Genomic DNA, 23,889 nt, shown 5'->3' with positions numbered 1-23,889 from the left:
TCGCCCGCACCCAAGAGTTTCTCCATGCCGAACCACCGTGCGACCTTGGCTGAAAAGATGAGAACGCTGTCGATTCTACAGGTGAACACGGCAGCAGGATTCGGAGGCGGCGAGCGTGTCTTCGCCGATCTCTGCTCTGCCCTCGCGTCTCGCGGGCACCGAGTGGGCGCAGTTGTGCGGAAAAGAGGGGAACTGGCGGGCGTGCTGAACGAGGCGGGCGTCGAGATTGTGATGGCCCGAAAGTACTGCGGCCCGTGCCTTCTTTCTGCAAGGCGGCTGGGGCGGACCATCGGTGCTGGCGGCTGGGAGCTGATCAACGCACACACGCCGCCGGACTACATGTTTGCTGCGCTAGTGAAGCGGCTGTCGCGGTCAAAGCCGAAGCTGGTGTTCACACGGCATATCCTGCTGCCTCTTGGCGCATCGCCGCTTCACAAGTGGATTCTAGGTTCTGCGGACGCAATCATCGCGGTCTCAGACGCGGTCAAGAGGGTGCTTTTGCAGCACCGTTTCGTTGATCCGGGCAAGGTGAGAGCGATCCTAAACGGTATCGACGCGGACAAGTTCGCCCCCCGAGGCTCAAGATCGCTCCGCAGTAGTCTTAACGTCGGCAAAGACGAGCGTCTAGTCGGCATTCTGGGGGAGGTCTCGCCCCACAAAGGACAGGAGCTCTTCGTCAAAGCTGCCCTCTTACTGCTCAAACAGGGCTACGAGGCGACGTTCGTCGTTGCGGGCCCCACCAAGCATAAGAACGTTCCGTATCGCGGGCATCTCCGCTCGATGGTTGAGAGCAGCGGCTATTCAGGCCAGATAAGCCTCGTTGACCGCGTCTTGGACATGCCGGACGCGATGCGTTCGCTTGATGTGATGGTTCTGGCGTCGGAGGCCGAGCCATTTGGCCTTGTTACGGTCGAGGCGATGGCTTGCGGCTGTGCCGTTGTGGCGACTGGGTCCGGCGCCTCGTGCGAGATCGTAACCGATGGTCGGGACGGTTTACTTGTGGAGCCAGGCTCTCCGGAAGGGATTGCGGACGCGGTCAGAGCCCTGCTTGACGACGATGAGATGCGAACACGGCTGGCCAGGGGTGCAAGGGAGACGGCCGTAAATAGATTCGCCTTACACAGGAGCGTTGACGAGGTCGAGCGGCTCTATCTTGCGCTCTGCAATCGGGGCTGACTGCCTCGATAAAATGACCGGAGCTTTCGCTACTCAGTCTTCTCAGGTTCTTTCTCGTCGTCCTGCTTCTCGGTCTTCTCGCCCTTGCCGGTCGAGCCGTCTTTGAACTCTTTGATCCCCTTGCCAAGCGCCTTTCCGATCCCTGGCAGCTTCCCCACACCGAAGATAATCAGCACGATAACGAGAATGACGATCAGCTCAGTCGGCCCCGGCGTCCACATCGCTTCTCTCCATTAGGTTAATCCTTCTGCAACGCTTAGTCATAAACTATCACGGCAAGCTGCGATTCGTCAATATTTTGGGTGAGATGAGCCGTCCAACTCAAATTTTTGTATGAAGAGCCAAATAAGAGGGAGTTCGGGCATGAGGCCTACCCGAAGAATCGGTCGAGCGCCTCGATGTCGTGGGTGATGGGGCAGGGTGGCAAGCTCTCAAGGAACTTGCGGCCGTAGGATTTCAGCAGAATCCTCTTATCAAGTATCGAGAGCACACCTCGGTCGGTCTTAGTCCTTATCAGGCGGCCAAAGCCCTGTTTGAGGGCGATTATCGCCTGCGGGACCTGAAGCTCATAGAACGGATTGCCATTTTCGGACCGTATCCGCTCGATGCGCGCCTCAATAATTGGGTCGCTCGGAACGGCAAAAGGAAGCTTGTCGATTATGACACAGCTCAGCGCCTCTCCCTGCACGTCAACGCCCTGCCAGAAGCTCGCGGTTGCGAAGAGGACAGAGCTGACGTCTCGGCGGAACTCTTTGAGCAACGCCGCGTTCGGCATCTCGCCCTGTAGGAAGCATCGCTGGTCGATCTTGCCGCTGACAAGCTCGTGCAGCGCGTTCATATTGGCAATACTGGTGCACAGAATGAAAGCTTTTCCCTTGGTCCTCTTGAGTATCTTGACAATCTCCGCTGCGGCCATGCTGACGAATCGAGGGTCGTCGGGCAGCGGCAGGTGTTGAGGGATGAACAGAAGCGTCTGCCTCTTGTAGTCGAAGCAGGGCTTGAGCATCAGCTCCAGAGGCTCCGGCGTGCCGAGGCGGCTCTTGATGTATTTGAAGGAGCGTTCCGACGAGAGCGTTGCAGAGGTAAGCACCACTGTCGGGACCTTCCCGAATACATGTTCTGCAAACGTATCTGCCAGACAGATCGGTGTCGCCTTGAGCTGGACGTGTCCATCCCTTGCTTCTGCCCAGTGGACGAGCTCTTGGTTCTCGAGGTCGGAAACGTCGCGGACAGAATTCGCCATCTCTTGGCATCGCTCCGAAATCGGACCAAAGACATCGAGCCCGTCCGAGGCCGCATCGGAGAGGAGTCTGGATAACCTCTTTAGCTGTCTGCAAAGCTCATCTCGACCATCTAGAACACGCGCATCGAACATATCCATGGTCAGCTTGAAGGCGCCGTCGCGCCGAGCGGCAAAATGCGCGAAGAACTCGCTGCTAGTTTTTTGAACCTTAATAAGAGCAGAGGCGAGGCCCTTGATCTCAATTTTCTCGAGTTCGATCTGCCGACTGATTCGGTTCACGAGGTCGTTGACCTGCCCAAGCCCAACTGAGGCGCCCAAGAACTGCGAGGCGACATCTTCAATGTCGTGCGCCTCGTCGAAAACGAGGAGCTTGCGCTCGGGCAGCATCGAGGTGTCCGAGCTCAATTGAAGTGCAAGATTGGCGAAGAAGAGGTAGTGATTGATGACGACTATGCCGGCCTTGTCCGCGGCCTCGCGGGCTTTAGAAACGAAGCACTCGTTGGAGAACTCGCACTTCTGGCCGGTGCAGAGGTCACGCTGAGAGCAGATGTCATGCCATAGGGCCAGCCTGTCGGGCAGCTGGTGCAGCTCCGCGCGGTCGCCGGTCGCGGTGCGGCTCGCCCAGTTTTGTATCTTGCGGAAATACTTGATCTCGTGAGGAAATACAAACAACGGCCGGGCGCTGAAGTCCTTGAGCCTCTTGAGGCAGAGGTAGTTAGCTCTTCCCTTCAAGCAGACTGCGGTAAAACGAGTTCCCGAAGCCTTCCGGAGCAGCGGCAGGTCGTGGTTGAGCAGCTGTTCCTGAAGCGTTTTGGTCTTGGTGGATATGATCGTTTTCTTACCGCACGCGATTACGGGGACGAGGTAGGCGAGGCTCTTACCTATTCCGGTGCCCGCCTCGACGATTAGGTGGCGTTTGGTTTGGATCGCTTCCCACACCAGTCGAGCCATTTGCGCTTGGTCAGGGCGTTGCTCGAAGTTAGCAATGGTCCTGGCAAGGGGACCGTTAGCGCCAAAAATCAAGGCCACATCAGCCATCTCCGCCTCCGCTACCAACTACGCTGAAGCTACGTCGGTCAAGAAAGCTATGGCGGACAAGCTCTATCCGAGGCCCTTGATCCGGTAGGTCTTGCTCTTGACCTCGGTAATCCGAACCGCGAAGTTGGATTCGACCACAACGACCTCACCTCTGGCGATGACGAGGTCCTCGTTCACAACAAGGTCCACAGGAGTATCGACGGCCTTGTTGAGCTCGATAATCGAGCCGGTGCCCAGCTGAAGGATGTCTCTTATATACATCTGCGTCTCGCCGAACCTGACATGGATGGGGATCTCCATGCTCATGATGACCTTGAGCCGCTCGTCCGTCTCCAATTCGGCCTCAGGGGGAGCGGGCGCCTCGGGGGCTGATTCGGCCTCTGACGCCTGTGCTTCAGCAGTTATTTCGTCGCTGAAAGGCTCCGGGGGCGACTCCGCTGCTGCCGCCAGCTGTTCAACAGAGTCCGCGGAATAAATGAAGAGAACGGCGCCATCCAGCTTGTCAGGCGCCGAGACATTCAGCTCTGCGCAGAATGACTCGCCCTGGGGAACGAGCTCCGCAAGGTCTTGGGATTCCTTGTCAAACAGTCCCAAGGCGCCGGTGCTGACCGTGCCACCTGCAACCTCAGATAAGATTAGGTTCACCTTACCGTATATCTGGTTGGCGAGCTCAAGGAACGCGTCCAGTGATTCGGCAGAAGGTTCCTCTTTCTCGCCCTCCACTGGCGTGCTCGGGATAAGCTCAATGAAAGCCCTAGCAGTGTCGCTCTTGGCAACAAAGAAGGATGCGCCGCCTATCCCTTTCGTAAACGTTGCATGCACGATGCAGACCTGCGTCGGGTCGATCGCCGCGACAAGGTCGTCCCTAGAGAAGGAGCCCATCCTCGGCTCCGAGACATCGGTCTCTGCGTCGAGAATCTGGCCGATCGTCTCCTTGAGCAAATCGGGCAGCTTCTTGAAAATACCGGCCACAATGCTGAACTCAGCGCCAAGCTCGCCTGCCGGGGTCAGCGGGACCGTTACGAAAGGAGTGTCTTGTGCTGTCTCAGGTTCTGTCCCAGTCATTGTTCATCCCTTGTGGCTACGCACTTACTTTGAAAACGTTGCACGACCTGCTGTCGATCATCTGACTCCTCGTTGATATGTTACGTTACTTCTCCGACTCAGGCTGCTGGCCTGCTGCGCCGTCTGGTTGCTTCGCTTCTACAGATTGACCGAGCGGCGAGATTGGCCTCTCAATCCTGGAGAGAACCTTGATCGCTGCTCTACGGTCGTGTTCCCCTATCGAGGCGCGGAACTTCGGCACGCCGCCAACACGAACAGTTAATGGGGTGCTTGTGCGGCCCTCAAGGACCACAACATCGCCCTTCTCAAGATCGACTATGTCTTGAACCGCGAGCCTGCTCTCGCCCAAGAACACGGAGACCGGCAGCGGGACCTCGTTCAGCAACTCGTTGATCCAGAGGCCAACCTTCTCCGGCCGGCTTGAAACGGAGACAGAATACCAATCCTGAGTGAATCGATTCATGACAGGTTCGAGCATTCTCGACGGTATGCACAGGTTCATCATTCCCGAAAGTTCGGCTATTTTGATCTCGAATGTTACAAGCACAACTGGTTCGTTCGGAGCCGCTATCTGCATCAACTGCGGAGTCGTCTCTCTCTCGACAATTGCTATCTCAATGTTCATGGCCTGCGACCAGGCGTCCTGGAGGTCTTTGAGTGACTGCTTAATCATTCCCTCTATTATACCGAACTCGATGTCCGTGATCTCACGGACCTCGGCCAGCGGCTGCCCTGGCCCACCTAAAAGCTTGTCAATAACGGGGAATACGACCGAGGGGTTGATCTCCAGCGCCGCATTGCCCTCAAGAGGCCGCATGCTCAGTATATTGAGGCAAGTTGGGTCGGGCAGGGACATTAAGAACTCGAAATAAGTGAACTGGTCAACGGAGAGCAGATTGACGTCTGACATCGTCCTGAGATACGCAGAGAATGATGCCGAACAGCTCCTTGCAAACCTGTCGTGTATGAGGTGCAGGGAGCGGATGTTGTCCTTAGACAGGCGGTCAGGGCGTTTGAAATCGTAAAGCTGGGCCTTCTTGCCCAGCATCATCGCTGCGCCCTTCGGGCCGCCGGGTGCCCTTTCAGACTCTTCCGGCATCTGCGTTAGCAGCGCGTCTATCTCTTCTTGCGACAGTAACCGAGGCATGATCGCGTGTCCCTATGTTCCTTGCTCTTGCACCACCCAATACTATGCAGGAGAGGCTTGGTTCTGGTCAACAGTCGTATTGGGCGATGCGGCCTGTTTGTCCCCGGCCTTCTTCTCTTCGGCCTCTTTCTCACGCTCATTGACCAATTGCCGCTTGTGGGCGGTCCGAAGATGCCAGTTTATGGCAAAAGCGCAGGACCATCCCAGAAACCAGAAGACGAGCACTGACGTTGCCAAAGAGCGCACAGTATCAATGAGGTCCATTTGCTGTGATACTGAGAACGCCAGCACGATGGCCCCGGCGACAGCCGAAAGAAGCGCACCCATCTTGCCCTGAGCCAGCTTAACCGGTCCCTTTGCATCCGGCTTCACTGCGCGCTTCTCGGAGCCAGTTACGGGGCCGTTGACCTGAGAATCTTTCACGATGCGCCTGTGCCGATCATGCGGCTGAAGAAGCCCGAGATACCGCCACTGAGCCGATTGTCTCCATTATCCACTCGATCGAGTGTCCTGGCCAACTTTCGTATCGCGATGCTGAAAGGAGAGTTGGGAAACTCAGTCAGACTGGGCCTGCGCATCTTGACAGCGTCCTTGAGTCGCGCATCGAGCGGAATCGAGCCGGCGTAAATCAGATTCTTGCTCAAGAATCTCTCCGAAACGTTCTGAAGGTTGTTGAAAACCGTCAAGCCTTGCTGGTCAGAGGCGACACAGTTGGCTACAATATATATATCCGCATCAGGTCGGTCGGCGACGAGCGTCTTTATGACTGCGTATGCGTCAAGGACCGCGGTCGGTTCGGGCTGGGCCACAATGATAATCTCGTCCGCCGACAGGAGGATGCCGGCGACCCCGGCTGCAATGCCGGCCGCCGTGTCGATGAAGAACATATCAGCGTGCTCGTCATAGCCTAAAACCTCGTCTAGAAGGCTTGTTACTTGAGACTGAGTGAGGTTCGCCAGGGAGCGTATTCCAGAGCCGGCCGGGATCAGCCTCAGCCCCTCCGGGCCCTCAACAATCACATCTGCAATGCTCGACTTGCCCGAAACCACGTCCCGAATGTCTTGCTCGGCGCGAACCCCCAGAACAACGTCGAGGTTCGCCAACCCAAAGTCCGCGTCGAGCAGCATCACTCGCTTGCCATCCATAGCGAATGACAGGGCAAGATTCGCTGTAATGACAGTCTTGCCAACCCCGCCCTTTCCGCTCGTTATTGCCACCACTCTTGCTCTGGCACGACGCGAGCTCTCTTGCAGAGCCAGCTTGGCAAGGGGCCCAAGTTCGGAGCCACTGTCAAGCGCAGACTTGCGGCGTTCGTGGGCCACCATCTGCCGCAATCTCAAGGCCTGATCGCTCATCATCCGTTGCCCTTGCGTACGGAGCGGGTCTGCCTCTTGGTGAGGCTGTTCATCAAGACCAACTCCACTGTTCGACCCGCATCGGCCACCTCAATATCGTCAGGGACATTCTGCCCCGTCGTGAGGTAGCTCACGGGCTTGTGCGTCCACAAGACCTCGTTGAATATCCCACCGAAGGTGTTGCACTCATCGAGCTTGGTAAACAGCACGTAATCGATCGCAAGCTTCCCAAACTCTCGGGTTATCTCTACCAAATCACGATTCTTCGTGGCGCAGCTCAAAAGAAGATGCAACTCACAATATATATCGTCTCGGCCGCCGACGAAGTTTACCAGCTCTGCCATCTTGACCCTGTCCTTCTGGCTCCTGCCGCCAGTGTCAACGAGCACGAGGTCCATGTCCCTGTATTCCCCTATGAACTTCTGCATCTGCTCCGGCGTGTTGGCAACTTTGAGCGGCAGCTCGAGGATGTTCGCATAGGTCCTCAGCTGCTCGACTGCCCCGATTCTGAAGGTGTCTATGGTCAACAGGCCGACCTTCTTCTTCTCAAACATCGAGTACCGGGCGGCGATCTTGGCGAGCGTGGTTGTCTTACCGACTCCAGTTGGGCCGACTAGCAAGACGGTTTTTGGTCCTGATTCCATCAGCTCGATCGGCCCCGATGTCAACATCTGGCGCTTCATTACATCGAAGAGAACCTTCAGCGATTCTTTCTCGCCAATTGCCGAGCAGTTGGCGAGCTCCCTTGATGCGATCGCTATCACTTGTGCGGCCAACCTGCGGTCAATATCGGAACGCGTCAGCCGGCGAAAGAGCGCGCTAAGGATGGGGCCGTAATTCTTGACAGTCTCATCGGCCCACTGGTCCGTTGCCAACTCAACCAGATCTCTCATCTCCGATAGATCCTCTCTCATCGACTCGAGAGACCCGTTCGGCTGCTTCGTCCTGAAAGAGATAAGCTCGGTCTTCAGCTGATCGACCTGACTCTGTAGCGAGGCGATCATATCACCCTTGCGGTCCGATGCAGCCGGCTCCATGTTGGGCTTCGTAGCCTTAACCTCGACAACGTCGGAGGCTGCGCTCACCTCGATAAGCGTCCTCAATTGCCCGAACTTGTCCTTTTTCTTGATGCGCCGGGTCGAGAGAACGAAGGCGTTTGGCCCGAGGTCCTCACGGATGTTCCTGAGTGCGGTGGCCATGTTCTCTGCCTCATATCGCCTGACGCGCAAGTTCTTGCTCCCCTACTGCAAAGAGATAACACCAAGAGATTGTATCTTGAGATCGTTAGGTATCTCGTTGTGGGATAACACTACAACATTAGGTATGAAACGCTCAATAAGATACCGCAGGTGTCGCCTGATGCTCGCCGAACACAACACGACAGGAATGGATTCGCTCTGGACAGATTCGATGGTCGCGCGAACCTTCCCAACAAGCTGCTCAGCCATAGTCGGCTCGAGCGCAAGGTAAGACCTCTGGTCGGTCGTCTGGACGGAGTTGCTTATTAGCTGCTCCACATCCGGTGACACGGCAAATACGAGCAATTCACCCTCGGGCGTGCGATATTGCATGCAGATCATTCTGCCAAGCTTCATCCTCACAAGCTCTACGATCATGACAGGGTCTCTCGTCATGGTGATTGCGTCGGCCACGGCCTCAAGAATGGAGACCCTGTCGCGAATCGAGACCCGCTCACTCAAAAGCCCCTTGAGAACTTTCGATAGAAGACCTAGCCCCATGTTGCTCGCGCCCAGCTCCTCGACCAGCTTGGGATGCGTCTCGGAGACCTGATCGAGCATGTTCTGAACGTCTTGGCGAGTCAAAAGCTCGTCCGCGTGCGTCTTGATTATCTCAGAGATGTGCGTCGCGATAATGGTGGAAGGATCAACCACCGTATAACCCGCCAAAAGCGCACGCTCTCGCTGCTCCTCCGATATCCAAAGCGCTGGAAGTCCGAACGTCGGCTCGATGGTATCCATCCCCTCAACCTCCTCAACCACGTTGCCCGGGTTCATAGCCAGATAGTGCTCGAGAAGCACCTTCGACCCGCCAACCCCGCTCCCCCTCAGAAGTATCTTGTATTCGTTCGGGCCGAGCTCCAGGTTGTCCCTGATCCTGACCGGAGGCACGATCAGGCCCAGTTCCAGCGCAAACTGCCTGCGAATGGCCTTGATCCGGGACAAGAGATCGCCTCCCTGAGATTCGTCAACCAGGCGGATCAGCCCGTATCCGACCTCGAGCTCCAGCGGGTCCAGTCGCATGAGCGTCTCGATGCGTTCAGGTGGTTTTGCCTCGGGCGGCCTCTTTTCGATGCGATTTGCCTCGAGCGATTTCTGCTTGTATGTGATATAGGCCAGAGCTCCTGCCAAGAGGCCAAACGTGGCGAACGGGATGCCTGGCAGGCCAGGAACTAGAGAGAAGCCCAGAAGCGTAGCAGAGGAAATAGCCCAGGGTCTGTGGTCATACAGAATCTGGCTCGTGATCTCCTCGCCTAGATTGGACTTGGCGGAGGCCCTAGTCGATATTATGCCGCCTGCAAGCGAGATGAACAGCGCCGGGATCGCACTGACCAGGCCGTCGCCCACCGTCAGAATAGTATAGTTCTGAGCAGCCCAGCCAATCGCCTTCCCCTTGAACGCCACCCCGATGATCAGCCCCGCAATGATGTCGGTGAGGGTGATCAGAAGCGACGCCAGAGCGTCCCTGGCCGTGAACCGAATGGCGCCGTCCATGGCGCCGTAAAACTCCGATTCTTGCACCAGCTCCTGCCTCCGCGTCTTGGCCTCCTTCTCATCGATGATGCCGGCTGAAAGGTCTGCATCGATGCTCATCTGCTTGCCGGGCAACGCGTCGAGCGTGAACCTGGCCGTAACCTCAGAGGTCCTCACCGCGCCGTGGTTGATCACGACGAACTGGACTGCAATTATGATAAGAAACAGGACTATCCCGACCTGAAAGCCACCCTGAGCAACAAACTGACCAAAGGCCTTTATGACCTGGCCAGCCGCAGCCTCCCCTGTGTCCCCGTGAGTGAGAATCAGCCTCGTCGAGGCGATGTTCAGCGACAGGCGAAAGAAGGATGACAGCAAAAGGATCGACGGAAAGACCGAGAAACTGGTTGGATTCTCGACGTACATCGACACGAGCAGAATCGTGATCGAAAGGGTGATATTGAGCGTGATCAGCAGGTCCATAATTGGAGTCGGCAGCGGAATAATGATAACGATGAGCCCAATTATGACGCCAAGCGGCAAGACCAGGTGGCTGTGCCTCTTAACGATTGTGGTGTAGTATCTGCCAATCAGCGATTCTAAGAACTGCAAGACGCCCTTTTGCTCCTAATCTGAACTCCTCGTCTCACGCCGTTTATGAGGCGCGTGCAGCGGCCTGTGCTCCGCCGAGCGCTTCTTTGGTCCTGTTTTTCAGCCTATAAACGTAAGCAAGCACCTCTGCGACAGCCTTGTAAAGAGATTCAGGGATGACCTCGCCAATCTCGACACTATTGAACAGGACCTGTGCCAAAGGCTTATTCTCCACGACCGGGACGTCATGCTCCGCCGCAATTGATATAATCCTTCTCGCAATAGCGCCTGCACCCTTGGCGACCAGAACCGGCGCCGGCACGCCCGCCCCCACGTAGCTGAGCGCGACCGCGATCCTCGTTGGGTTAGTAATCACAACGTCCGCCTTGGGCACATCGCTAATCATTCGGCGTCGCGCCATCTCGTATTGCTTCTGCCTGATGCGCCTCTTGATCAGCGGGTCGCCTTCGGTCTCCTTGAACTCATCCTTGACCTCTTTCTTTGTCATCTTGAGGCTTTTCTTGTGTTCGTGCTTGCGGTAGAAGAAGTCGAAGATAGCGAGGATCATCAGGAATATGAAGATGCGAAACAGAAGCGTGAATGCAAGCTGGCCGAAGTAGATGACTATGCCCGGCACGGACTGGTTAAAGACGCCAGGGATTCTGGAGAGCTCTGGCTTGATTGTTATGTAGCCGATCAGCGCTACGATGATGATTTTCAGCGAGCTCGTGGCTGTTTCGGCGAGCGCTTTTATGGAGCCAAACACCCTCTTCAGGCCGCTTATCGGGTTAAGCCTCGTGAGCTTTGGCTCGAGGGGCTTAGTGGTCAAGATGAACCCGCCCTGAGCGAGATTCGCAAGCGTCACGATTACAACAATGCAGAACATGAAGGGCAGAACGGCTTTGGCGAATGCCAAGACCACACCTCTTGAGAGCAACTGCATGGTCGAGAGCGTGAACTCGCCCGGCGTTGCCGCCGACAGAAGGCCGGACTTGATATTCCCCAAAACCACTGAGAGAAAGCTGCTGCCCATCGCCCAGAAATACATGAGCGCACCGCCGAGAACGAGAGCAGAGGCAAGCTCTTTGCTCCTCGCAACCTGACCCTTCTCCTTCGCCTTTTTCAGACGCCTAGGAGTTGCTTCCTCAGTCTTTTCGTCCTTTGGAGTGGACAAAATCTACCCCCCAAACAACGAGAGCGCCGCCGCGAGATCGGCATGCATTATGTCGAGGAGCTTGACGACCTCGTCCGCGAAATAAATCATTGAGACTCCTACAACGAGCAGGCCAACTCCGATCTTCAGGGGAAACCCAACGATGAGGATGTTGATCTGCGGCACTGTCCTTGCGATCACCCCCATCAGAATCGTAACCATCAGGAGAATGACCATCCCAGGCGCCGCAATCTTCATCGCAGCAACGAACAGCCCCTGCATGATGTTGACGCCCATCAGGCCCACGTTTCTCGGCACAACAACGGCGAACGGGCGCACCACCTGAAAACTCTCCGCCAGCCCCTCAAGCACCCAGTGATGCGCATTGATAGTAACGAAGATGAGCACCGCGAGCAGGTTCTGAAAGAGCGTGATCACGGATATCTGCGACCCGGATTGCGGATCAAAAACCCTCGCCATCGTCAAACCCATCTGCGTTGCAACCACCTCTGCCCCTAACTCTACCGCCGTGAGAGCAGCTCGCGCAACGAAGCCAAGCACAATACCAACCGCAAGCTCTCCCACGAAACCAATCGAAAGCCAAATAAGACCCTTCGGCACCACCACCGAACCAACAGGAACAACAGGGAACAGAAGCAGGGCAATCAGTATCGAAAGCCCGATCTTCACCGACCGGTGAACGGTCGCCCCTCCCAAGACCGGCGCCACAGCGATTACGCCCGCCGTTCGGAACAGCACCAGAAAGAAAATCTGGACTTCCCTCAGGCTGAAACCAAGAAGCTCCATTCGCTCAGGTCATCTCCGGCCAAACCGCCATAAGCTCATCCATGCCAGTTATAGATTTGATCTTGCCCTGCAACAATCGCTCAGGCGGCCATACTCTTGAACTCTACCTGACATAAACGGGGAAGTTTGTGAACAGCTCGGTCGTAAATGAGATCAGAGTTCCCATGATCCAGGGCAGCACGAACAAGAGCGTGACCATTACCGCGATTATCTTGGGGATGAACGTCAGGCTCATATCCTGTATCGAGGTTACTGCCTGAAAAATCGAGACCAAAACGCCTACCAAAAGCCCCGCAGACAGAAGAGGCAGCGCGACCAAAAGGGCAGTCTTAATCGCCTTATAAGCGAACCCAGTAATAAAAGTCAGCGTCATGACTCTCTCCCAAGTAAGCAAACTATGTCAGCAGCACAAGCCTAGCAACTTTATGTTCGCAGCAGCATGCACGAAAGTCAAGGTTCGCGGTCTGACGGACGCAGGATAACCAGTGATGGAGGTTTTGCTGTGTTGGGCAAACTGGATCGGCGGCTTGGCCTTGCGACAGCAATCTGCAACTCCCCGCAAAGGGAACGCACTGTCCAGAGTAACTCGATGCCTCAATTCAACTTGTGGAATACAGGCGGCAGCGCTCTCTAGTGACCCGGGAATTGCCACGCAAATAAACGGGCCATCCACTCATAGGCTCGGGACTTGGGTCGGACTATCTGGGCGCATTCTGTGCAGCACCCTGGTTAGGCGAGGTATCAGAAGAGACTGTATCAGAAGGCCTAACAGGACAACGTAGAACGGGTCTGTCTGGAATCTGAAGCGAGCCTGTTCTCCTGATTCAAACGCATTGCCAACAAATGCTACGTACGCTATGTTAAGGCATAAGAATAGTATCACAATCCGTTGTCTTCTATCAATCGGAAACCGAGCCGAGCTCTTTCTCAGCGAAAGGGCTAGTCCACCGATAAACAGAATGGGAAGCCCCAGAAACAAAAAGAGATGCACGCGATACTGTGGGACAACGCCAAACGGACGTATGCCTGTCCTTGACATGTCAGCGGGTATTCTGGCATAGAACACCACCTGGAACGCATTAGTATAATCCCGCATTCTGTTATACTCTGCTTCCATAGGAAACATAATCCCACACGGGGAGAGATAATGCAGGCAGGACCTTGTCAGTCCCTTAAGCAAAGCCCTGGGGCGCTGTCGCGACAGAGTCAAGTAGTCCTTGAAGTACTGTTTTGAGATCCCCACGTAGGCAAGGTGATTGTAGTTTGCTGCGCCGCTGGATTTCTCGGTCTGCGTCAACACTGGGATGTGCCTATAATCGGTAGTCTTCCGGTATTTCTCAGGATAACAATTTACAGGCGAGAACCTTGTGATAAGCGCCAATTCAGAGAGCGTGCCCTCCCGCACAAGCTGTTCCCGCTCGCTCGGTGGGACATAATCGGCCACAACGGCCCAAGCGTTCATTCCCAGCCATGAGCTAGTCGCGAACACATTGAATAGAATCAGGTTCTTGACGTGAAGAGCCACAATCAGAAGGCCCGGCAACGCGGCCGCAAGCAGAAGCTTTCTCCGGTCGGCCCAGTTGAGCGCGAGCAAGACAACAAGTATTAGAACAAAGTAGGACAGATGATACAGGGACCGAATGCCTGACAGTAGAAACAAACAGAAGAAGAAGGCAACGGCCGTTCGGACGTTCTTCTCTACAAGGAATCTGTCCAGCAATAACGCGGAGATCAGTAGCAACAACGCGAGGATTAGAGGATAATTGAAGTCATTCTGATGCATAAGGTTCGTCGGACTGACGATGAACATTGTACTCAGAACGAACGCAAGCCATTTCCCTACTCCCAGCCTCACCTGCAGAGTGAAGAGAGAGCAGTAAAGAATCAGACCACAGATCGCGTAAATGGCGTGAAATGCGAGCCTGGGGTACCCAGAGGATAGCTTCAGGGCGAGTCCCAAGAACAAATTGAACAGAGGTGGCTGACTGTGCATGTAAAACACGCTCTCAAGCAGCCTGTGCCTCAGAAGCTCAGTATCTAAGAACTGTGATGCGCCGTAAGGAAGTGCGTCACTGAAACGCATTCCCAACAGATGGAATATCACCTGGATAAACACAAAGATGATAGCCAGCCACAGCAGCGGTCGGCTGGTTTTTGACTTCATCAAGCCAGAGAATAAGGTCTTCATAATCCGACTTTGAGGGGGCTCCCAACTGTGTTACATTGCCCTCAGCTATGCGGTCCAGATTAGGTTAGACACTAGAGAGGCAATGTCAACAGCTTTCCACGCGGAGTTTCTCCTCACCGTCAGGCGGAGTATTCGACATTGGGGAAACTCCTGGTAGCAACCATACCCCAGAAGAACTATGTTGAGGCGACGCGCTTGGTGACAAACCTCGTGGCAGAGACTTGGCGTCCCTTCGTGTTTTTCGTAGGCCGTCTGTTCGGTTGGAGTATGCGCCATTTTAATCTGTGGAATCTGTGGACCCTTTCCTATGTCGGCAAGGCCAAGCCGCCGCAATCCAACCGGAAACTAGTCGAGCGCCTCTCAATGTGATTATTGGGAAAGCAGAATCTGCTTGACAGAACATGCGCGATGTTATGTGATTTGGGGGCGCCGAACCCATAATTTGTACTGGGCGCTTCGCCGACGCCAACCCTTGCCGGTCGGCGCACCGGGGAAACTTGGAGCCCGTGCACTCGATCATTAAGAATAAATCTGGGGGTCGTGAGATTTGCCAAATAGACTAGCCGGCGTGATTCTAAGGGCAGATGTCTTCTGAGATTTTGCCCGGTGGATTCGGGGAGACATCACAATTGAGAGCCATCTCACTCTTCTTCGCAGGGCTTCTCACATTTGCGCTTCTCTCGCCCTGCGCCAGGGCCAACGGCAAGTATGTCTGGCCGCTGACGAAACGTTTGGGGCTGAGCAGCGTATTCGGCGAGTATCGCGCGGCAAGGCTGCACACTGGCCTCGACCTGAAGACGGCCATGGTTACCGGGCTCAGCGTTCGGGCGATCGCAGATGGAGTCATCTATCGCCTTTCTGTGAGGTATCGCGGCTTTGGGAAGGCGCTTTATATTCGCCACCCCGACGGGCTGGTCTCGGTCTATGGGCACCTTGATGAGTTCGAGAACCGGCGCCTCGGCCTCGAGAACATCGTGTCCGCAAAAAGGAAGGAGAGCGGGGAGAGATACCCTGGCGACATCTTCATCTCAGTGCGGGTCAGGAAAGGGCAGTCGATCGGCTATTCCGGCGAAACTGGCTACGGGCTGCCTCATCTTCACTTCGAGCTCCGTCGCGGCGAGACCGAGCCGATTAACCCGCTTTCCATCTTCAAACAGAAGGACAATAGCGCCCCTGTCATCAAGAGGTTAATCATTCGCCCGCTCGGCCCCGATTCGCTCGCTGAAGGCCGGCACGGCGATCTCGTGATATGGCTCAAGGATGCCAATGGCGGCTATCGCAGCAGCAAGGCGCCCAGGGTGTCAGGAAAGTTCCTCGTCCTCGCCAACGCGTTCGACACAATCGACGCCGACAACCACTGCGGAGTGCATAAGATTGCACTATGGCTCGACAATGAACTTGTCTATTCGATGTGTTTCGACAAGCTGGACTACGGCTCGAGCTTCTACCGAGGTGGCCTCGTTTTTGACCACAAATACGCTTACTTCCCGCCGTCAAGCTACGTCTATAATCTGCACAACAGATATGGGGTCGCAGACCCGTGGACCATCACATGCAAGGACCGCGGAATACTCGACCTCTCTAGCGAGCCGGGGCTGCACACCCTCACTGTCAAGGCGTGGGACGACGCGGCCAACTGTTCCACGGCAACGGCACAGGTCAAGTCTGCACGTCAACAGCCTCGGCAGACCAGGCCACAGGAGGCGTTCCTGATAAAAGAGCACAGCAAACAAGCGCCGTTGGTTCAGGTTTGGGATGACTTCGCTGAGGTCTGGGTCCCCATTCCGAAGGCCGCGACCTCGGACGTTCCTCGAGCCGTTTTGTTGACGGCGAACGCTGCCTCTGGCCAGAGGCTCCGGCTGAAGCCTGTCGAGCGCTGCCTGGGATGGCTGTCAGCGAACATCCCCGTGGACGGGCGACTTCGTGGGCCAATTACCATCTCGATCAGCTCAGCCACACAGGGCAACGCAATCGCGCCGAGGACGCTCGATTCGGCCGTCCAGATCGTGCCGAAGGCCGGCGGCGTCCTGGAGATGAATGGGCTGAGGGTTGAGCTCCCTGCCGATGCGCTCTACTCAGACCAGGTCTTCAAGGTTATCTCTGTCCCGGCCAAGGAGTTGCCCGGTGTGCCCATCGTTTCGCAGCTCGTCCGAAAGGTCGTCCCAGAGGGCATCCCGCTCGACAAAGAGGTATTCGTCTCGTTTGAGTGCCCCGGGCAGATGCCTCAGGAGGACGTCGTCCGATGCGGACTCTACGAGTACAACAACAAAACCTCGAAGTGGAAATATCGAGGCAACGCTCGCAAGGGCGATAGCTCAGTCGGCTACGGCGTGCGATACCTCTCGACCTTCGGGCTGCTTGTCGATAGGGCGGGGCCCAAGATCGAGCTCTTGGAGCCGAAGCCGGGCGCTCGGCTTGGGAGAAGGGGCAACCGCCTGGTGGCGAGAATAACCGACGTTGGCTCGGGCATCGATTACAGGGCGGTCGTCGCCACGATCGATGGTGTCGAGATCGACGCTGAATACGACCCCGACCGGAAGCTGCTCAAAGGCAAGTTCAACCTGAGTCGCGCCCGCGGCGCTCACAAGCTGTCGATAAGGGCGTCCGACAAGGCCGGCAATCCCGCCAAGCCGCTCGACGTAACGCTTCACGGAGGGCCTCCGCTCCCGTAGGTGCCCACGGAGCAATCCTGAAGAGGCGCCGCGTGTTGCGCCCTCGCCAGTTACTCAAACCACAGGCCAGAGACTCTGCGGTCTTGGTTGAAAACGACCTTGACGTCGAGTATCGATTTTTTGAACTGGACCGTTACATAGACTATGTCGAACTCGCCAGACTTCTCTGTGCGGGTCTTGATCTGCCCGATGAAACGGCCGTGCGCCGAGAGCATCTTCTCCCAGGTCTTCTTGAGCTCTTTTGCCGTCAATGCAGCCCTGAGCCGCTCGTCGAAGCACGCCACCGCGGCATCGTAATCCTTGCCCGACATCTGCTCAACGAAGCCTTTGGCGAGGTGGACCAGCTCCTTGGTGGTCTCGGTGTCAACCCGCTGCTCTTCGGCAGGTTTAGGCGTTGTTTGGGCGACCGGTTCGTAGTTTTTGGTCGGGTCTGGCCTCACGAACCACAGTCCGGATATGCTCTTATTCCGATCGAAGACCACCTTGGCGTCGAGCTTCGCCAGCTTAAACTCACACTTGACGAAGACACAGATGAACCTCCCGCATTCCGCCGCTCGAACGCCGGCAAGACCGCGAAGGCGGCCGTTTGCCGAGGTGATCGACGCCCAGGTGTCCGCAAGCTCCTTCGCCGGCAGCGCCTCCTTCATTTCGCTCGTGAAACCCACAACCGCTTCACCGAAAGCACCTGCCGCCATCGAATTAACGAATTGCAGCGCCAGCTGCGTAAGGTCAGCCGGCGGCGGAATTGGCCTTTCCTCGTCCCGGCAAGAGATGGTTATGCACAACAGAATCAATGACACTGCAACAAGAGCGCGTCTCATCATAACTATTGTCTCCCTTCGTTGTGGTCTGACTCGAAGACTGATCGGCATAAGTATCTCGTATGAAGTGCCAATGCACAACTTCAGGATTGCCAACAAGCAAGGAACCCGTGAGTTTGGCGAGTGCCGGGGACTCCCCAAGAATGGTGAGGCGAGGAGCCTTTGCAGCGTAGCTAGGCGAGGCGCCAGACTAGCCACAATCGGGTCGAACGTGGGGTCAATTGTGTCCTTGACAGCTGGGCTAACGCTTCATTAGGATTGCGTGATATAAGAGAAAAGTAGCTCTGTTTATTGTTGTTCTCGAATGGAGGAATTGGCATGTTCGGAGCGTTTAGAGACCAGCTTCGGAAGGAGCTGGACGAGATCAAGAGTGCGGGCCTTTACAAAGAGGAGAGGATCATCACCTCGGCCCAGTATTCGGCCATCACGGTGAAGGGCGGCAAGAAGGTAATCAACTTCTGCGCCAACAACTATCTTGGGCTCTGCAACAGCCCCGAGGTGGTGAAACACGCCAAGGATGGGCTTGACAAGTATGCGTATGGGTTGTCGTCCGTAAGGTTCATCTGCGGCACACAGGACATACACAAGGAGCTCGAGGCGACGATCTCGAAGTTTCTTAGGAAGGATGACACGATCCTTTATTCGTCCTGCTTTGACGCCAACGGAGGCCTTTTTGAGTGTTTGCTGAACGACGATTGTGCGATTATCACGGACGCGCTTAACCACGCCAGCATCATCGATGGGATCAGGCTGTGCAAGGCGAAGCGCTACATTTTCAAGCACATGGATATGAACGACCTGGAGGCGAAGCTCAAAGAGGCGCAAGGCGCGAGGGTTCGGATGGTCTCTACTGATGGCGTATTCAGCATGGACGGCGACATTGCTCCACTGGACGGCATCTGCGACCTGGCTGAGAAGTATGACGCGTTGGTGATGCTGGATGATGCTCACGCCACCGGTTTCGTTGGCAAGACCGGGCGCGGGTCGCCGGAGTATCGCGGCGTCCTCGATCGCGTTGACATCATCACGAGCACCCTGGGCAAGGCGCTGGGCGGCGCAAGCGGTGGCTTTACAGCGGCCCGGAAGGAGATCGTCGAGTATCTCAGGCAACGTTCAAGGCCGTATCTGTTCTCCAATTCGCTGGCGCCTACCATTGCCTACACCGAGAACGAGGTGTTCAAGATGCTCAGCCGCACGACCAAGCTCCGCGACATACTTGAGGAGAGCACTATCTACTTCCGCGAGAAGATGACCGCGGCCGGGTTCGACATCAAGCCGGGCGATCACCCGATCGTGCCGATCATGCTCGGGGACGCGAAGCTGTCGCAGGATATGTCGCGTGACCTGCTCGCTCTCGGTATCTACGTGATTGGGTTCTTCTATCCCGTTGTGGCGAAGGGTCTGGCGAGAATACGTGTCCAGTTATCCGCCGCCCACACGAGGGAGCAGATCGACAAAGCGATAGACGCCTTCACTCAGGTCGGCAAGAAATACGGCGTAGTTTAATCTCACAAGTGGCGAAATGAGGGGCGGTTGGTTCACATCAACGGTGGGCTCGCCGCCCTTTTTCTAACTGGTGATCGCTTGAACTTCCAAGACTCAATCTTCGCGCTTCAGCGCTTCTGGGCAAAAAATGGCTGCGTAATCGTTCAGCCTTACGACATGCAGCTGGGCGCTGGCACATTCTGCCCGGCGACGTTCTTCTCGGTTCTGGGCCCGAAACCGGCGAGGATTGGTTACGTCCAGCCTTGCAGAAGGCCAACTGACGGCAGATACGGGGAAAATCCCAACCGGCTCGGCCACTACTTTCAGTTCCAGGTGATCATCAAGCCGCCGCCGGAGAACATCCAGGACATATACCTAAACAGCCTCCGGGCGCTTGGCCTTGCGCCCCAAAACCACGACGTCCGGCTCGTGCATGACGACTGGGAGTCGCCCACGCTTGGTGCGGCTGGCGTCGGGTGGCAGGTCTGGCTTGACGGGCAGGAGATCACGCAGTTCACATACTTTCAGCAGTTGGGAGGGGTAGAGCTCGACCCCGTCTCCGTCGAGATTACATACGGCATGGAGCGGATATGCAACTCGGTTCAGGGCGCAAGAAGCGTGTATGATCTTGACTGGGGCAACGATGTCAAATACGGAGACATATACCACGAGCGCGAGGTCCAGTTCTCGAAGTTCAGCTTTGAGGAGGCCAACGTCGATTCCATGAGGCGCCTCTTTGACCTGTTCGAGTCCGAATGCCTCAACCTGCTCGAGCGGAAGCTGGAACAGCCGGCTTACGATTTCTGCATTGCCTGCTCGCATTTCTTTAACATTTTGGACGCAAGGTCCGCTATCTCCGTCGCGGAGAGAGTCGCATACATCGCCCGCGTCAGGAAGATGGCCAAAGCTTGCGCCACCATGTATTGCCAGAGGGTTGCTGGAGAGCAGGTCAGACCCAGCGCCGGGTCGGCCCGACCAGTCTGACCCGTCGGACACGTCTGAATGGCGCCTGACCTTCAATACATCTAGCACTACTGGCGTGTTCAGGTGCTTGACCTAATGCTACGCAGTCAAGATACTAACGGTGCTTTTGAAGAGACTATTAGGCTATCGAAACCGGGGATTAGACCAGTTGCAGGATAATGTTAGGCGGACGCTTGGCCTGCGTGGGGTGCTTTCAATGCTCGTTCTGTCGGTCAGGCCGCTTTTGCACCTATTGTTCATGTGTCCGATCGATGCCGTGCGTGTTCGGCTCTTTGTCCGCAGGAGCAACCCGAACGATAAGGCGCCGCCTCAGTTCATATTGGCCTCAATCCTTCAATGGTACGACGTGTGGCAGCGCCCACAGCACTTCGCATCGCGCCTTTCGAGCAAGTTCGAGGTCTGTTTTCTCTCTCCCGTGCCCGTGCACCACATCGTGGGCGAGTCGCGGCTTTGGCTTGAACGTAGGATCAAGCAGGTAACCGGAAGCCTGACCGTCTTCGCCCCGCTTCTCCTGCCGGGCGAGAACAAGGTCGCGCTCATCCGGGCCATGAACCGCCTGCTCTGGGTCTCGTATCTGAGAGAGGCAGTGATCAAGCTGCGGATGGCGAAGCCCGTCTTATGGCTCAACTTTCCGTTCAACGATCGGCTCGTCCGGGCCATGCCATATCGCGAGGTGATCTACGACGTCATGGACGAGTTCGTCGAGTTCTCGATCGCTCCGAAAGGTGCGGTCAAGAGGGAGACGAAAGTGCTTGAGGCAGCGGCGTTCGTCTCAACCGGAACCTACTCGCTGTCCGAGAGAATGAGTGGGCTTCACGACAATGTGGAATACATACCTTGTGGCGTCGATTTCGAGCTGTTCAATGCTGTCGCCAGGCGCAGTCCGGAGCAGCCGCATGACTTCCCCACGTCACGGGGGCCGGTATTAGGTTACTTCGGCAGTTTGAACGAGCGCATCGACTCGGCTCTGATCGAGAGCGTGGCCAGGCGCCGGCCGGGATGGACTTTCGTCTTGCTTGGGCCATTTCAGCGCAGCTACTCGGGGCGCAGAGATTTTGGAAACATCCACTACTTGGGCCTTAAGGCGTATAGGTCTCTTCCAGCGTATCTGGCGTTCTTCGACATCTGTATGATGCCGTATAAGGTTACTGAGGCGACCAAGAAAATCAGCCCTGTGAAGCTCTTAGAGTATTTCGCAGCGGGTAAACCCGTAATAACCACGCGCATCCCGGACGTGCTTCGGTTCTACGAGAGCCTGGTTTGGGTGGCCGACGATGCTGACGAGTTCATCACGAAGGCGGAGGCCATACTTCGGATGAGAGGCAGCGGGCAGTTCAGTGCACAGACATACATAGATGTCGCCAAGAGGCGTTCGTGGGAGCAGATGTCGGAGCAGATGCTAAAAGGGATTCTTGAGGCGCTACAGTGAGAGTAGTAATGGCCAATCCTCAAGACATCTATTACGTTCCGTCTGCGACCCGGCCTGTTGAGCTGGCGGCGGCGCTTTCGAGGATGGGGCACGAGGTGACTTTGTTCTACTGGCCTCTTCGTGTGGCAGATCGGAAGTTTCCGAGGACGCGGGTCTCGGTATCGGAGGGCGTGAGAGTCGTTGCCGGGGTCAGGAGTAGATTCGAGACGCTGGAGAACCTGAGGAGGTTGATTAGCATCGGAAGGGATGCCGACATCATTCAGTTTCAGAAGTGCCTCCCTCCCTGTTCGATTGTCTCCATTGTTTGTGCGTGGATTCTAGGCAAGCCAGTTTGCTATGACTGGGATGACAACGAGACCTCGATAGTGAAGGAGTATCTGCCGACAGAGACGTTTGGGGCCTTGGTTTATGCGCTGGAGCGAGTGCTGCCGAGGCTTTGTAGCACCATAACTGTTTCTAGTCAGGCGTTACGAGACAAAGCAGTCAAACTTGGCGTGCCCCAAGAGAACATCTTCGATGCGCCGGTCGGAGCGAGGCTCGATCGGTTCAATCCCGATGAGCGAGGCGAGCGTATCAAAAGACAATATGGAATCGATGGGCCTTTAGTGTTATACATGGGGCAGTTGCAGGGAGCTAGCTACGGAGACCTTTTTCTAAGAGCTGCCCAAGTTGCGAACAAGCTGCGGCCGGATGCTTATTTCATGTTTGTCGGCGGCGGCGAGCGTCTTGGCATGTTGAGGTCTGCGGCGAGGGCTTTGGGCCTGGGTTCAAGGCTTCGGTTTAGCAATTACGTGCCTCATGAGGAGGTTCCCGAGTACTTGGCGGCAGCGGACGTGGTAGTGGCCACGTTTGCTCGGAACGAGACAACTGTTTGCAAGAGTCCGCTCAAGATAGTAGAGTATCTGGCCGCGGGGCGGCCCATTATTGCTAGCGACGTGGGAGATGTTCGTAGAATGGTCGGGGACGCAGGGATTGTGGTGGAGCCGGACAGCGCTGATGCGGTAGCCCAGGGCGTATCAAAGCTGCTGGCGGCTGACGAGTTGCGGGCCGAGCTTTCGGTCTTGGCACGTCGGCGAGCTGAGGATGTTTACAATTGGGATTCGACCGCACAAAACATGGTCAGGGCGTTCTCGAGGGGGGTTACAGTTGGCCCTGCACGTAGGCGGCCTCCGGCGTTTCTGGCGAAATATCTTGACAAGGGTCTAAAGTTGCACGAAAGTGGCAGTGAGAAAGAATAGGAAAGATTAACAATTATAGGTTAGAGCAACACAGCATGGTTCTGGACAGGGAAAGCAAACGAGCAGTAATACGAGAGTTCAGGCTCCACGATAGGGACACAGGTTCTCCTGAGGTGCAGGTGGCGATTTTAACGCGCCGCATCGAACAGCTAACTGGGCATTTCCAGGAGCACAAGAAGGACCATCATTCGAGGCGCGGGCTATTGAAGCTCGTCGGCGCCAGACGGAGACATCTCAATTACCTGAAGGCGCAGGATGTTGTCAAGTATCGTGAGCTTATCGAGAAGCTTGGCCTTCGTAAGTAGCATCTGGTGCTCCACATCAATTCCATGCTCCAAAATTGGAAAGGGATATGTTCCACAAAACACACGTAGAGATCGGCGGAAGACTTTTATCATTTGAGACAGGCAAATATGCCAGGCAAGCGGACGGTGCGGCGTTAGCCGTCTATGGGGAGTCGGTGGTTCTCGCGACGGCGGTATCCGACAAGAAGCCTCGAGAGGGGGCGGATTTTCTGCCCTTGGTGGTCGATTACATCGAGAAGACATACGCGGCGGGCAAGATACCGGGCGGGTTCTATAAACGAGAGGGCAGACCTCACGAGAAAGAGATATTGACATCGCGCCTCATTGACAGGCCGCTCAGGCCGCTGTTTCCCGACCATTATCACTTCGAGACGCAAGTGATTGCCTTTGTCCTATCGGCGGACATTGAGAACGACACGGACGTGATGGCGATCAACGCGGCGTCGGCAGCGCTCATGGTGTCCGATATTCCGTTCAAGGG

Annotated in this window: 21 protein-coding genes; 8 read left to right on the top strand and 13 right to left on the bottom strand. The window is 56.0% G+C overall.

The annotated features are described in order from the left end of the window. The first annotated feature begins 57 nt into the window (after window positions 1–57). Window positions 58–1,176: a glycosyltransferase family 4 protein gene (locus VM163_06345; GenBank protein ID HUT03494.1), complete on the top strand. Its 1,119-nt coding sequence runs from the start codon at window positions 58–60 to the stop codon at window positions 1,174–1,176. 29 nt (window positions 1,177–1,205) lie between these two features. On the opposite strand, the gene tatA is transcribed toward VM163_06345, so the two are convergent. The 12 genes from tatA to VM163_06285 form a co-directional block, all read right to left on the bottom strand. After that, on the bottom strand, window positions 1,206–1,397 hold the full coding sequence (gene tatA, locus VM163_06340) for a twin-arginine translocase TatA/TatE family subunit (GenBank protein HUT03493.1): 192 nt from the start codon (window positions 1,395–1,397) through the stop codon (window positions 1,206–1,208). A 149-nt stretch (window positions 1,398–1,546) separates the two neighbouring features. Beyond that, on the bottom strand, window positions 1,547–3,457 hold the full coding sequence (locus VM163_06335) for an ATP-dependent DNA helicase (GenBank protein ID HUT03492.1): 1,911 nt from the start codon (window positions 3,455–3,457) through the stop codon (window positions 1,547–1,549). A gap of 63 nt (window positions 3,458–3,520) precedes the next feature. Continuing rightward, window positions 3,521–4,522, bottom strand: a complete 1,002-nt coding sequence (locus tag VM163_06330; GenBank protein HUT03491.1) for a FliM/FliN family flagellar motor switch protein — start codon at window positions 4,520–4,522, stop codon at window positions 3,521–3,523. Between the two features lie 85 nt (window positions 4,523–4,607). Continuing rightward, window positions 4,608–5,669 carry a flagellar motor switch protein FliM gene (gene fliM, locus VM163_06325; protein HUT03490.1) on the bottom strand — a complete coding sequence of 354 codons (1,062 nt, stop codon included), beginning with the start codon at window positions 5,667–5,669 and terminating at the stop codon, window positions 4,608–4,610. Between the two features lie 42 nt (window positions 5,670–5,711). Continuing rightward, complete coding sequence (locus tag VM163_06320) at window positions 5,712–6,092, bottom strand: hypothetical protein (GenBank protein ID HUT03489.1); 381 nt, start codon at window positions 6,090–6,092, stop codon at window positions 5,712–5,714. Beyond that, window positions 6,089–7,027 (bottom strand): MinD/ParA family protein, encoded by a 939-nt coding sequence (locus VM163_06315; GenBank protein HUT03488.1) that lies wholly within the window; start codon window positions 7,025–7,027, stop codon window positions 6,089–6,091. The genes VM163_06320 and VM163_06315 overlap by 4 nt, the downstream gene beginning before the upstream one ends. Then, window positions 7,024–8,253, bottom strand: a complete 1,230-nt coding sequence (gene flhF / locus VM163_06310; GenBank protein ID HUT03487.1) for a flagellar biosynthesis protein FlhF — start codon at window positions 8,251–8,253, stop codon at window positions 7,024–7,026. The genes VM163_06315 and flhF overlap by 4 nt, the downstream gene beginning before the upstream one ends. 12 nt (window positions 8,254–8,265) lie before the next feature. Continuing rightward, the gene (flhA, locus tag VM163_06305; protein ID HUT03486.1) at window positions 8,266–10,347 is read right to left on the bottom strand and encodes a flagellar biosynthesis protein FlhA; all 2,082 of its coding nucleotides are present in this window, start codon (window positions 10,345–10,347) and stop codon (window positions 8,266–8,268) included. A 43-nt stretch (window positions 10,348–10,390) separates the two neighbouring features. Continuing rightward, window positions 10,391–11,500 carry a flagellar biosynthesis protein FlhB gene (gene flhB / locus VM163_06300; protein ID HUT03485.1) on the bottom strand — a complete coding sequence of 370 codons (1,110 nt, stop codon included), beginning with the start codon at window positions 11,498–11,500 and terminating at the stop codon, window positions 10,391–10,393. 3 nt (window positions 11,501–11,503) lie between these two features. After that, window positions 11,504–12,286, bottom strand: a complete 783-nt coding sequence (locus tag VM163_06295) for a flagellar biosynthetic protein FliR (protein ID HUT03484.1) — start codon at window positions 12,284–12,286, stop codon at window positions 11,504–11,506. A 103-nt stretch (window positions 12,287–12,389) separates the two neighbouring features. Beyond that, window positions 12,390–12,659 (bottom strand): flagellar biosynthesis protein FliQ, encoded by a 270-nt coding sequence (gene fliQ, locus VM163_06290; protein HUT03483.1) that lies wholly within the window; start codon window positions 12,657–12,659, stop codon window positions 12,390–12,392. Between the two features lie 300 nt (window positions 12,660–12,959). Further along, on the bottom strand, window positions 12,960–14,474 hold the full coding sequence (locus tag VM163_06285) for a hypothetical protein (protein HUT03482.1): 1,515 nt from the start codon (window positions 14,472–14,474) through the stop codon (window positions 12,960–12,962). A gap of 629 nt (window positions 14,475–15,103) precedes the next feature. On the opposite strand from VM163_06285, the gene VM163_06280 reads away from it, so the two are divergent. Continuing rightward, a complete protein-coding gene (locus VM163_06280; protein ID HUT03481.1) occupies window positions 15,104–17,146 on the top strand; it encodes a peptidoglycan DD-metalloendopeptidase family protein in 2,043 nt (680 codons plus the stop codon). Window positions 17,147–17,196: 50 nt separating this feature from the next. Here the strand turns inward: VM163_06280 and VM163_06275 are convergent, their stop codons facing one another. Continuing rightward, window positions 17,197–17,970 (bottom strand): DUF3887 domain-containing protein, encoded by a 774-nt coding sequence (locus tag VM163_06275; protein ID HUT03480.1) that lies wholly within the window; start codon window positions 17,968–17,970, stop codon window positions 17,197–17,199. Window positions 17,971–18,285: 315 nt separating this feature from the next. Here VM163_06275 and kbl point away from each other — a divergent pair, with 315 nt between their 5' ends. The 6 genes from kbl to VM163_06245 all read left to right on the top strand — a co-directional run. Next, window positions 18,286–19,473, top strand: a complete 1,188-nt coding sequence (gene kbl, locus VM163_06270) for a glycine C-acetyltransferase (GenBank protein HUT03479.1) — start codon at window positions 18,286–18,288, stop codon at window positions 19,471–19,473. 78 nt (window positions 19,474–19,551) lie between these two features. After that, window positions 19,552–20,436, top strand: coding sequence for a glycine--tRNA ligase subunit alpha (locus tag VM163_06265; GenBank protein HUT03478.1), 885 nt, complete (start codon window positions 19,552–19,554; stop codon window positions 20,434–20,436). A gap of 148 nt (window positions 20,437–20,584) precedes the next feature. Further along, a complete protein-coding gene (locus tag VM163_06260) occupies window positions 20,585–21,865 on the top strand; it encodes a glycosyltransferase (protein ID HUT03477.1) in 1,281 nt (426 codons plus the stop codon). Next, window positions 21,862–23,103 carry a glycosyltransferase family 4 protein gene (locus tag VM163_06255; GenBank protein HUT03476.1) on the top strand — a complete coding sequence of 414 codons (1,242 nt, stop codon included), beginning with the start codon at window positions 21,862–21,864 and terminating at the stop codon, window positions 23,101–23,103. The genes VM163_06260 and VM163_06255 overlap by 4 nt, the downstream gene beginning before the upstream one ends. A gap of 35 nt (window positions 23,104–23,138) precedes the next feature. Further along, window positions 23,139–23,408 carry a 30S ribosomal protein S15 gene (gene rpsO, locus VM163_06250; protein HUT03475.1) on the top strand — a complete coding sequence of 90 codons (270 nt, stop codon included), beginning with the start codon at window positions 23,139–23,141 and terminating at the stop codon, window positions 23,406–23,408. A 47-nt stretch (window positions 23,409–23,455) separates the two neighbouring features. Further along, window positions 23,456–23,889: polyribonucleotide nucleotidyltransferase (locus VM163_06245; protein HUT03474.1), on the top strand; the 434-nt coding region annotated here is incomplete at its 3' end.

It is taken from the genome of bacterium, from assembly GCA_035527515.1.
GTDB lineage: Bacteria > B130-G9 > B130-G9 > B130-G9 > B130-G9 > B130-G9.
The sequence above is the reverse complement of the archived record's forward strand: the minus strand, read 5'-3'. Positions and strand labels throughout refer to the sequence as shown.